The organism is Azoarcus sp. Soil_N_20 (genome assembly GCF_057656155.1).
Genome location: NZ_JBDGKX010000014.1, coordinates 117,162 through 126,757, shown reverse-complemented (window position 1 = coordinate 126,757; position 9,596 = coordinate 117,162). Strand labels below are relative to the sequence as shown.

12 protein-coding genes are annotated in these 9,596 nt (G+C 65.6%); 8 read left to right on the top strand and 4 right to left on the bottom strand.

What is annotated here, in order from left to right:
- Both AC3A35_RS22500 and AC3A35_RS22495 read left to right on the top strand, forming a co-directional pair.
- On the top strand, window positions 1-336 hold a 336-nt coding region (locus AC3A35_RS22500), incomplete at its 5' end, for an electron transfer flavoprotein subunit alpha/FixB family protein (protein ID WP_487438654.1).
- 96 nt (window positions 337-432) lie between these two features.
- Complete coding sequence (locus tag AC3A35_RS22495; protein ID WP_487438652.1) at window positions 433-978, top strand: DUF2946 family protein; 546 nt, start codon at window positions 433-435, stop codon at window positions 976-978.
- Window positions 979-1,158: 180 nt separating this feature from the next.
- On the opposite strand, the gene bfr (AC3A35_RS22490) is transcribed toward AC3A35_RS22495, so the two are convergent.
- Window positions 1,159-1,641 (bottom strand): bacterioferritin, encoded by a 483-nt coding sequence (bfr, locus tag AC3A35_RS22490; protein WP_487438651.1) that lies wholly within the window; start codon window positions 1,639-1,641, stop codon window positions 1,159-1,161.
- A gap of 11 nt (window positions 1,642-1,652) precedes the next feature.
- Entirely contained in the window at window positions 1,653-2,138 is a 486-nt protein-coding gene (bfr, locus tag AC3A35_RS22485) for a bacterioferritin (protein WP_487438650.1), read from the bottom strand.
- A gap of 279 nt (window positions 2,139-2,417) precedes the next feature.
- Between bfr (AC3A35_RS22485) and AC3A35_RS22480 the strand changes: the two genes are divergently transcribed.
- The 4 genes from AC3A35_RS22480 to AC3A35_RS22465 are packed head-to-tail and all read left to right on the top strand — an operon-like array spanning window position 2,418 to window position 5,279.
- Window positions 2,418-2,975 carry a glycine zipper 2TM domain-containing protein gene (locus tag AC3A35_RS22480; protein WP_487438648.1) on the top strand — a complete coding sequence of 186 codons (558 nt, stop codon included), beginning with the start codon at window positions 2,418-2,420 and terminating at the stop codon, window positions 2,973-2,975.
- A 44-nt stretch (window positions 2,976-3,019) separates the two neighbouring features.
- A complete protein-coding gene (locus tag AC3A35_RS22475) occupies window positions 3,020-3,277 on the top strand; it encodes a PepSY domain-containing protein (RefSeq protein ID WP_487438647.1) in 258 nt (85 codons plus the stop codon).
- Complete coding sequence (locus AC3A35_RS22470) at window positions 3,277-3,954, top strand: response regulator transcription factor (RefSeq protein WP_487438658.1); 678 nt, start codon at window positions 3,277-3,279, stop codon at window positions 3,952-3,954. The genes AC3A35_RS22475 and AC3A35_RS22470 overlap by 1 nt, the downstream gene beginning before the upstream one ends.
- The gene (locus AC3A35_RS22465) at window positions 3,951-5,279 is read left to right on the top strand and encodes an ATP-binding protein (RefSeq protein WP_487438646.1); all 1,329 of its coding nucleotides are present in this window, start codon (window positions 3,951-3,953) and stop codon (window positions 5,277-5,279) included. The genes AC3A35_RS22470 and AC3A35_RS22465 overlap by 4 nt, the downstream gene beginning before the upstream one ends.
- Window positions 5,280-5,341: 62 nt before the next feature.
- On the opposite strand, the gene AC3A35_RS22460 is transcribed toward AC3A35_RS22465, so the two are convergent.
- Together AC3A35_RS22460 and AC3A35_RS22455 are read right to left on the bottom strand one after the other, a co-directional pair.
- Complete coding sequence (locus tag AC3A35_RS22460; protein WP_487438645.1) at window positions 5,342-7,252, bottom strand: putative bifunctional diguanylate cyclase/phosphodiesterase; 1,911 nt, start codon at window positions 7,250-7,252, stop codon at window positions 5,342-5,344.
- A 658-nt stretch (window positions 7,253-7,910) separates the two neighbouring features.
- Window positions 7,911-8,078, bottom strand: coding sequence for a hypothetical protein (locus tag AC3A35_RS22455; RefSeq protein WP_487438644.1), 168 nt, complete (start codon window positions 8,076-8,078; stop codon window positions 7,911-7,913).
- A gap of 96 nt (window positions 8,079-8,174) precedes the next feature.
- Between AC3A35_RS22455 and AC3A35_RS22450 the strand changes: the two genes are divergently transcribed.
- Together AC3A35_RS22450 and AC3A35_RS22445 are read left to right on the top strand one after the other, a co-directional pair.
- A complete protein-coding gene (locus AC3A35_RS22450; protein WP_487438643.1) occupies window positions 8,175-8,501 on the top strand; it encodes a hypothetical protein in 327 nt (108 codons plus the stop codon).
- Between the two features lie 356 nt (window positions 8,502-8,857).
- Complete coding sequence (locus tag AC3A35_RS22445; protein ID WP_487438642.1) at window positions 8,858-9,556, top strand: TetR/AcrR family transcriptional regulator; 699 nt, start codon at window positions 8,858-8,860, stop codon at window positions 9,554-9,556.
- The last annotated feature ends 40 nt before the right edge of the window (window positions 9,557-9,596 follow it).

Genomic DNA, 9,596 nt, shown 5'->3' with positions numbered 1-9,596 from the left:
GGCGGGCGCGGCGTGGGCAGCAGCGAGCACTACCACGCGCTGCTCGAGCCGCTCGCCGACAAGCTCGGCGCGGCGCTCGGCGCCAGCCGCGCGGCAGTCGATGCGGGCTACGTCCCCAACGACTACCAGGTCGGCCAGACCGGCAAGATCGTCGCCCCCCAGCTCTACATCGCGGTCGGCATCTCGGGCGCGATCCAGCATCTGGCCGGGATGAAGGAGTCGAAAGTGATCGTGGCGATCAACAAGGACCCCGAGGCCCCGATCTTCCAGGTCGCCGACTATGGCCTGGTGGGCGATCTGTTCGAGGTCGTGCCGGCGATCTCGGGCGCAGTGTAAGGGCTCCAGTGCGTGTGCGGGTCGGCGTGATCGGGGTGTGCACGGCGGGTGTCCGAAGTGGCATGATGGTCCTCTCCTGTCTGCCGAGCGCCATCGATGTCCACTCTCACTGACCCTCCCGGTTCCTGGCCTACCGTGCCGGCCTGCTATGGCTGGCTGTCGCTCGACCAGAGAGGGGGCTGGCGGCTTCGTGACGAGGTGGTCAGGCATGCCGGCCTGGTCGCCTACATCGGCGCGAACTATGGGCCGGACGAAAGCGGCAACTGGCTGGTGCGCAACGGGCCGCAACGGGTCTATGTCGCGCTCGATTACACGCCCTGGGTGTGGCGTCTCGGTGTCGATGGCAGCTTGGCCGCGCACACCGGCGCCGACGGCGGTACGCCGACCGCGGCCTTTCTCGACGAAGACGGGGTGGTCCTGCTGCAGTCGGATCGCGGCATCGGCGTACTCGACGACCGCGATCTGGCCTTGTTCCTTGACGGATGTCGGGGCGGAAGCGGTGATCCGGCAACCGAGTCGGACCTGCTCGCGCCTGGCGCCGGCGCGCCCGGCGTGACCTGGAACGCGTTGCCGCTGCAAGCGGTCAGACGGCAGGCGGTGCCGGCCCGCTTCGGTTTCGTCCCGCGGCCTGTTGCCCGGTGAACCGGGGGCGGTTCGGAGCGGTCGCCGCCCGCCCTTGAAATCCTCGGGAGAGTCGGTATGAGCAAGAAATGCTGCAAGAAGAAGCCGCGCTGCAAGGATTGCCCGAAACGCAAGTAGCGGCCCGGCCCGCTGCCGCATTGCCCGGGCCGCCCGGCCGCGGCCGGGTTTACGGGGCAGGCGTCAGTCGGCGCCCGCTTCCATCTGCGACTGCAGGTAGTTGGGCAGGGTGACGCTGTCGATCAGGCTGTGCTGGGTTTCCAGCCAGTCGATTGCTTCCTCGCAGTGCTCCAGCAGGTCTTCGAGGAGGTCACGGCTGACGTAGTCCTGCAGTTCCTCGCACAGGGCGATCGACTCCACCAGCAAGGGGTGCTGGATTTCGCGCTCGTATTTCAGATCGCACTGCAGGCACTCGACGACAGTCTCGCCGATCATCAGTTTGCCCAGGTTCTGCAGGTTGGGCAGGGCCTCGAGGAAGAGGATGCGTTCGATCAGCTCGTCAGCTTCCTTCATCACCCGGATCGACTGCCGGTACCGGTAGTCGTTGAGCTTTTCGAGGCCCCAGTTGCGGAACATGCGGGCATGCAGGAAGTACTGGTTGATCGAGGTCAGCTCGTTCTTGAGGATCTTGTTCAGGGCCTCGATAAGCTTCTTTTCACCTTTCATCGCCGCGCCCCTCAGCCCGGGGTACCCGAACCCATCTGGCTCTGCAGGTAGTTCTGCAGGCCGACCAGGGTGATCAGGCGCAACTGTTTCTCGAGGTAGTAGGCGTGATCCATCTCGGTGTCCTCGAGTTGGGCCGCCAGCATGTCGCGGGTGACGTAATCCTTGGCCTTTTCACAGGCAGCCATCGCCTTCTTCAGCTCGCCCACCACCTTGTATTCGACCGCGAGATCGGCCTCGAGCATCGCGGCCACGTCCTTCCCCACATTCAGGGCGTCGCGCTTGGCGAGGTTGGGCGTGCCCTCCAGGAACAGGATGCGCTGGATCAGCGCGCGGGCATGCTGGCGCTCGTGATCGGACTCGTGCAGCGCCTTTTCGGCCAGTTGGCCCAGGCCCATGTCGGCGTACATCTCGCCATGGATCAGGTATTGGTCTACCGCGGTCAACTCGCCGGCCAGCAGTCCGTTGAGGGTGTCGAGTATCTTCTTGTCGCCTTTCATGTGCGCAGCCCCGGTAGTGTATTGATATTGGGTCGACGATCTCATGACGATTGGCGGAAATCAACGGAGGCCGGCCATTCCGTTGATCCGGAGGATCGCGTGGCCGTTCATTGCCTGGACCGCCGAACCGCCAGCTGTCCGTCGTTCTCTGCAGGGAGGCGGGATGGGCCGACGCGGCAGCGCACCCCGGCTGCGGTTCAGTTACCGTTCAGCCCCCCGCGGCCAAACTCCTTTCCAGGCCGCCGCATTCCGCGGCGCTACCGGTGCAAGGAGTACATCATGAACAAGCTCAAGGTTTTGGTTCTCGCCTCGTGCCTCGCGTTGTCCGCAACCGCGCAGGCGGATTGGTCGCACCATCGCGACTCGCGCGCAGACGACCGTCGCGGCTGGGCGCGGGTGGTCCGCACGGTACCGCAGTACGAATGGGTCCGTGTTCCGCGGCAACGGTGCACGCGAGAGCGTGGGTATGGAGACCGGTATTACCGCCAGAGTGAGCATCGTTCGATCGGCGGGGCGGTCATCGGCGGGCTTGCGGGCGGCATGATCGGCAACCAGGTCGGTGATGGCCGCATCGCGGCGACCGCGGTCGGGGCCGTCGTCGGTGCGATCGTCGGTGATCGTATCGGCAACAACGGAAGCGCGGTGGCGGTTCGCCACACCGGCTATGCGCGGCCCCTGGAACGGTGCCATACGGTGTACGAGCGTGAGCGCCGCGTGTCCGGCTACAAAGTGACCTATGAGTACAATGGGCGTCGCCACACCCGCCTGATGGATCGCGATCCGGGCCGCAGGGTCTATATCGAGGTCGCGGACAGGCCGTGGCGTGGCCGTCATTGATCCGGTCCGCACCCGGCTTTCCCCGAATTCTGGAGCTCCCTGCCATGTCAGCACGCCTGTTCCGTCTTGCCCTTGCGCTGTGCATGGTGCTTGGCGCCCCCGCGGTGTCGGCGCTCGACCGTGAGCAGGCGGCGGCGCAGGTGCAGAAGAGCACCGGCGGTCGCGTGCTTGCCGTCGAGCGCGGCGAGCGCGACGGCCGGCCGGTGTTCCGGGTGCGGGTGCTGACGCCGTCCGGTGATGTGCGGGTCGTAGTGGTCGAGGCCGGCAACGGCGGTGACGCCGCCGGTGGAGGCCGGCGTTGATGCGGGTCCTGGTGGTCGAGGACGAGGCGTCGCTGCGCCGCGGTGTGGCGGCTGCACTCGGTGAGGCGGGGGCCAGCGTGCGCGAGGCGGCGGACGGACGCGAGGGGCTGTATCTCGCGGCCGAGTACCCCTTCGATGTCGCCATCGTCGATCTCGGTCTGCCCGGGTTGCCGGGGCTGGAGCTGATCCGCACGCTGCGCGCGCGCGGCTCGCGCCTGCCGGTGCTGATCCTGACCGCCCGCGGGCGCTGGCAGGAGAAGGTCGAGGGTCTCGAGAGCGGGGCCGACGACTACCTGGTCAAGCCCTTCGAGATGCCCGAGCTGGTTGCCCGGGTGCGGGCGCTGTGGCGGCGTGCGGCGGGGGCCGCGAGCACGGTGGTGACGGTGGGGCCTTACCGCATCGACCTCGACGCGCTGCAGGTGACGTGCGGGGAGCGTGCGGTGGAACTCACCGCCTTCGAGTTCCGCGTGCTCGACTATCTGGTGCGCAATCGCGAGCGCGTGGTGTCCAAGCACGAGCTGGGTGACTACCTCTATCCGCAGGACGCGGAGCGCGACAGCAATGTGCTCGAGGTGCTGATCGGACGGCTGCGGCGCAAGCTCGATCCGAGCGGGGAATGGGCGCCGATCGAGACCTTGCGCGGGCGCGGCTACCGCTTCGCGCCACGGCAGGCATGAGCGCACCGTGGTCGCTGCGGGCGCGCCTGCTGGTGGTGTCGGCGACCGTTCTGCTCGGCTTCGTGATCCTGACCGGGCTCGCGCTCGATCGCGCCTTTCGCGACAGTGCCGATGCAGCACAGGGCGAGCGCCTGGAGGCGGCGCTCTACCTGCTGATGGGCATCATGGAACTCGATGCCGACGGCGGCGTGCGGCTGCCGAATCCGCTGCCGGAGCCGCGGCTGCTGACGCCCGGTTCGGGGCTGTACGCGGTGATCCGTAGCGCCGATGGCAGCACGCGCTGGGGCTCGGATTCGGCCCTCGGGCGTGTGCTGCCATTCGGTGCAGATCTCGCCCCCGGTATGCGTCGCGACGTGGTCGGGGTGGGCGGCGACGGCGCGCGCTATCGCGTCCTGGCCCAGGGCGTGCGATGGGCGATCGGCGCGACGCCGGTGGCGCTCACGCTGCAGGTTGCGGCACCGCTGGCGTCTACCGGGACCGAGGTCGGGGTCTATCGGCGCAGTCTGTGGTCGGCGCTCGCGGTGATGGCGGTGCTATTGCTGGTCGCGCTGGTGGCGGTGCAGCGCTGGGGACTGCGGCCGCTGCGCGCGCTGGCCCGCCGCCTGGCCGCGATGGAGGCGGGTGAGGTGGTGGAGCTTTCTACTCCGCAGCCGCGCGAACTGGTGCCGCTGGTCTCCAATCTAGATCGCCTGCTGCGCCGCGAGCGGGCGCTGCTGGAGCGCCATCGCACCGCGCTCTCCGACCTGGCCCACAGCCTGAAGACGCCGCTGGCGGTGTTGCGCGGCGCACCGGCGGATGCCAGGCTGCCCGCGTGCGTGCGCGAGCAAGCCCGGCGCATGGACGAGATCGTGCAGTACCAGTTGCAGCGCGCGGCGACCGCGGGTGCGAGCCTCAATGCGCCGCCGATCGCGCTCGCGCAGCTGGTCGACCGATTGTTCGCGTCGATGGCCAAGGTCCATGCCGGCCGGGGGCTTGCGCTCGGCCATGACATCGAACCAGGGTTCAGCGCCCGCATCGACGAGGGTGATGCCATGGAACTGCTCGGCAATCTGATCGACAACGCGTGCAAATGGGCTGCAAGCCGGGTCGACGTGCATGCGCGGCGGGGTGACGGCGGGCTCCTGCTGGTGGTCGAGGACGACGGCCCCGGCATCGCCGACCCGGAGCGCCTGCGCTTGCGGGGCGAGCGCGGCGACGAGCGGGTGGCTGGGCACGGGATAGGGTTGGCGATCGTGCACGACATCGCGCTCGCCTATCGCGGCGACCTGCGCATCGAAAGGGGCGTGGCGGGCGGGGCGAGAATGGTGGTGTGGCTGGGCCAGTAGCGGGGCACCGAGGGGGACAGGGCGCTCACGGCATGCATCGATCGGCACCCTGCACTTGCCGTTCAGTGCACCGTCGTCTGGAATAGTCCTGCGGGCATATGCCAGGTCGCGAACTCCTCGACCGGGAGCGGCGGGCTGATGAAGAACCCCTGGGCGGTATCGCACTTGAGCGCCGCCAGCCGCTGCCACGTCGCATGATCTTCCACGCCTTCGGCGATCACCCGTAGCCCGAGATCGTGGCCGAGGTCGATGGTGGAACGGACGATCGCGTCGGAGCCCTCGTGCTCCACCATGCGAGTGACGAACGACTGATCGATCTTGATCGCGTCCACGGGCAGGCGCTGCAGATAGCTGAGGCTGGAAAAGCCGGTGCCGAAATCATCCACGGCCAACTGGACCCCCAGATCCTTCAGCCGATCAAGGGTCTCGAGAGAACGCTGGGGGTCTTCCAGCAAGGCGCTCTCGGTCAATTCGAACTGGACGTTGGCCGGGTCGACCCCCCAGGTGAGAAACAGCCCCCGGATATGGTCGACCACCCGGGCATCGAGCAGATCCCGTGCCGACAGGTTGATCGCAAGGGGAACGGCGAGGCCGTCCAGTTGCCACGCGTAGAGCTGACGAAATGCTGCGTCCAGCACCCAGTTGGTGAGCGGCGTGATCAGGCCGGCCTTCTCCGCCAGCTTGATGAAACGATCGGGCCCGATCAGGCCCTGCTCCGGATGTGCCCACCGCACGAGCACCTCCGCGCCGCACGACATGCCCGAGGCAATGTCGATCTTGGGCTGGCAGAACAGGCGCAACTGGTCGTTCGCGATCGCGCGATGAAGGTCGGCGATCAGGGACAGGTTCTGGCTGCACTCGCGGTCCAGGTTGCCGGTGAAGATGGCGTAGTTGGCCGGGGTTTGCCGCGCCTCACGGGCTGCCACCGCGGCCCGTCGCATGAGCGCGTCCGGATCGGTGCCGTGTCCCGGGAACAGCGCGATGCCGACCCGCGGACGCGCATCGACCGCGAGTTCGGCGAGTGTCAGGGGTTCGGCAAAGGTCGCCAGCAGCTGCGTCGCCTTCTGTATCGCGCGGTCTGCATCGGTCTCCAGCCACAGCAAGGCAAACTCGTCGTCGCTCACCCGTGCCAGCAGATCCTCCCCTTCGACCAGGGCACTCAGCTTGTGGGCCACCTGCAGCAGCAATTCGTTGCCGTGGTCTGGGCCCACCATTTCATTGACTTCGCGGAACTGGTCAATGGCAAGGATGCCGACCGCAAACGGTTGAAGTGTGCGCGGTGTCTGGCAAGTCAGGTCGTCCAGCCGTCTGCGGAACTGCGCGCGGTTGGGCAAGCCGGTGAGCCCGTCGTACAAGGCCATATGCTGCAGCGCTGCCTCGGCTTCCTGATGACGTTTGCGGGAGCGGATTGCAGCGATGCCGAACGACACGTCGTCGGCCAGTTCGCACAGGACGTTGACCTCTTCTTCACCAAAGGCATCCGCTTCGCTGGCAACAATGCTGAGATTGCCGCCGATCTCGCCCTCGATGATCAGCGGGAAGGCGCTGACGGACACGTAGCCGCGCTTGCGTTGCTCGGCGCGCATGTGCTCGAGCGCGGGATCCTCCAGCACCAGATGCCCCACGCGCGGCAAACCGCTCCGGATTGCCAGCGCCGTGGGGTGCTTGATCTCGTCCGCCCAGGACAACTCGAAGATGTCGAAGATCCCTTCCTCGGCGCCCGCACACGCCATCGGCCGGATGGTCTTGTTTTCGTCATCGTTGGCATAGCCGATCCACGCCATACGATAGCCGCCGTGATCGACGATCGCGTGACACATGTCGTGCAGCAGGGTTTGTTCATCGGTTGCGCGCGCGAGCGTCCGGTTGCCTGCACTCAGGGTGCGCAATGCACGAAGCAGACGCTCGTAGTCGTCGATCGAGACACCGGGCGGTCCGTCGGACCGTTCGCTTTCCGGCTTGCCGCTGTCCATGTCCCCCTCCGACGAGCACGCAAAGTATGGCTGATGATTGACCGAGTGCCGGCGTCAACGCGGCCTCCGCGGGAACACGCCATCTGTCTGATCCGCCGCCTTTCTTGCTTGTTGGACATCGCCACGACGGGCCCCGTTCACCGGGAGAGCGTGTCCTGATGCCTAACGGGATTCTAGCCTTGATTAGGTGCCCTTGCGGGGGGTTGCGGATTGGCGCGCAAGAAATGAATGTTGAGGTGACGGAACCCGCAACCCGGTGTCCTTGCTGGAAGGCCCGGCAGTCGGGGAGCCGCGAGGAAAAACCAGTGCTGAGATGGGCCTCGACATCTGACGAGCCGACAAGGAATGAATGGTGAGATGAGTGTGCGGTTGTATTGGGCTATTCACGGGGCACGGCCCCGGGTTTCGGCTTCCTGTGTGCGCCAACGTACCGAGCAATTCCGGCGAGACGAGTAGGGTGGATTTCGACGGTCGTGAATCGCCCCAAGCTCGCGATTCGACCTTCAAGTCACGGAAGGAAATCACATGAACAGCATCATATACATCGTCGGACTGATCGTGATCGTCCTGGTCATCCTGTCGTTCTTTGGCCTACGTTAGATCGACACGGTGGCAGTCCTCTCAATATCTGCTCCTTGTCTCAGGCGTGGAGCACTGCTCACCAGGAGGTGACATAAAAGAGCGCGTTCTTCTGCTGATCGCGGCCGTCGGTCTGTTGTCCGGCTGCCTTGCCTACGATGATCCCTAGCGGAATGGTGGTGACCGCTACGGCGCCCATGACCGCTACGGCGGGTCTGATCACGATCGGTACCGGAATCGGGATCACGATGGCGGTCCAGATCAGCAGGACCGGCGTCCGGATGACCCTACCCGCTACCAGGCACGGTCAAATCATTCCCCACCACCCGACCAGGAGACTTTGATGAACATCCAAAGCCCGCAGCAAACTTCCGTCAGCGATCAGCCCACATGGAAGACCGAGGAATACCATGGCAAGCAGATACATGTCTGGGCGGAACCGCGTGTCGTTGAAAACCAGGCGCTATCCGGCCATGGTCAGCAATGGACTTTCACGGTCAAGATCACCGACAAGGATGCTGGACCAATGGCTGAGCCTGGCGCCAGCGCCAAGTCAGACCCGGGACTCTTCTATTCCACGCAAGCCGTTGCCGAAGACATGGGCTTCCTCAAAGGCCGTGAGCTGATCGAAGGGGCCCCGGTCGCGGCCGCGGTAACTCCGCTGCGATGATCCGTGGTGGGGCCACGATGACGCACATGGCTTTTCGCAGGACCGAGAAGGCGCGAGGGAACTGAAAATGAGCATCGTCGCCAGCAGGACCGCTCGGATGGCGATGCCGTTTTCGAGGAAGCCCGTCATGTCGGCCAGGACCCCCCGGGATCGGCGCGGCACCACCCATTCCGGCTAGCGCCCTAGGGTTCGCAGCAGGGCAATTGCGCTCGTACGCCATGAACCGGCGTGATCAGCAGGCATGGCTTGCCCGTCTCCTTGCACTCCGCAGTTCGATCGACGCGGTCATCAGAAAAACTTGACTTTCGATCAATGAAACGTATGATTCAAACACACGTTTGAATCGAGCGTTTTAGATGACTCTTTCGCGCACTCGCCTCCCCGCTCCGGAAACCCGTGACCGCATCCTCGATGCGGCCGAGGTGCTGTTCGTCGAACATGGTTTCGAAGCCACTTCGATGCGCATGATCACCAGCCGTGCGGGAGCCAATATCGCCGCGGTGAACTATCACTTCGGAACCAAGGATGCGCTGATCCAGGAGGTTTTCGGTCGTCGACTGACCGAACTCAACCGTCAGCGGCTGGCAGCACTCGATCGTCTGCAGGCCGAGGCGAACGGCGAACCGGTCAAACCCAGTCGCATCGTCGACGCCTTTTTTGGCACCGCACTGGTGCTGGCCGCCGATACCGAGCATGGCGGCCACACGTTCATGCGCCTCCTCGGGCGCACCTACACCGAGCCCAATGCCTTCGTGCGCCAGTTTCTGGCTGAAGAATATGCCGAAGTGATCCAGCGCTTCCTGGATGCACTGTACGGTGCCCTGCCCGACGCGCCGCGGGAGGAGATCCTGTGGCGTTTCCATTTCATGATGGGGGCCATGTCTTACGCGATTGCGGGTACCGATACGCTGCAGTTGTTTGCCGGCAGTTTCGACGATGCCGATCCGCAGCGGCTCATGCCGCGCCTGATGTCCTTCCTGCTGGGCGGCCTGCGCGCGCCGCTGGCCGAGTTTGGCGAGAGCACGGGACAACGGGGCGGCCGCGAGGCGGCCTGAAAACGATTCGATGAACACGGCGGATTGCGACGGCAAGATC

What these genes read in the sequence shown, in the direction of transcription:
- AC3A35_RS22495 (WP_487438652.1), top strand. Translation starts at nt 433, where the DNA reads ATGTCCACTCTCACTGACCCTCCCGGTTCCTGGCCTACCGTGCCGGCC.
- bfr (WP_487438651.1), bottom strand. Translation starts at nt 1,641, where the DNA reads ATGAAAGGTGAAAAGAAGCTTATCGAGGCCCTGAACAAGATCCTCAAG.
- bfr (WP_487438650.1), bottom strand. Translation starts at nt 2,138, where the DNA reads ATGAAAGGCGACAAGAAGATACTCGACACCCTCAACGGACTGCTGGCC.
- AC3A35_RS22480 (WP_487438648.1), top strand. Translation starts at nt 2,418, where the DNA reads ATGAACAAGCTCAAGGTTTTGGTTCTCGCCTCGTGCCTCGCGTTGTCC.
- AC3A35_RS22475 (WP_487438647.1), top strand. Translation starts at nt 3,020, where the DNA reads ATGTCAGCACGCCTGTTCCGTCTTGCCCTTGCGCTGTGCATGGTGCTT.
- AC3A35_RS22470 (WP_487438658.1), top strand. Translation starts at nt 3,277, where the DNA reads ATGCGGGTCCTGGTGGTCGAGGACGAGGCGTCGCTGCGCCGCGGTGTG.
- AC3A35_RS22465 (WP_487438646.1), top strand. Translation starts at nt 3,951, where the DNA reads ATGAGCGCACCGTGGTCGCTGCGGGCGCGCCTGCTGGTGGTGTCGGCG.
- AC3A35_RS22460 (WP_487438645.1), bottom strand. Translation starts at nt 7,252, where the DNA reads ATGGACAGCGGCAAGCCGGAAAGCGAACGGTCCGACGGACCGCCCGGT.
- AC3A35_RS22450 (WP_487438643.1), top strand. Translation starts at nt 8,175, where the DNA reads ATGAACATCCAAAGCCCGCAGCAAACTTCCGTCAGCGATCAGCCCACA.
- AC3A35_RS22445 (WP_487438642.1), top strand. Translation starts at nt 8,858, where the DNA reads ATGACTCTTTCGCGCACTCGCCTCCCCGCTCCGGAAACCCGTGACCGC.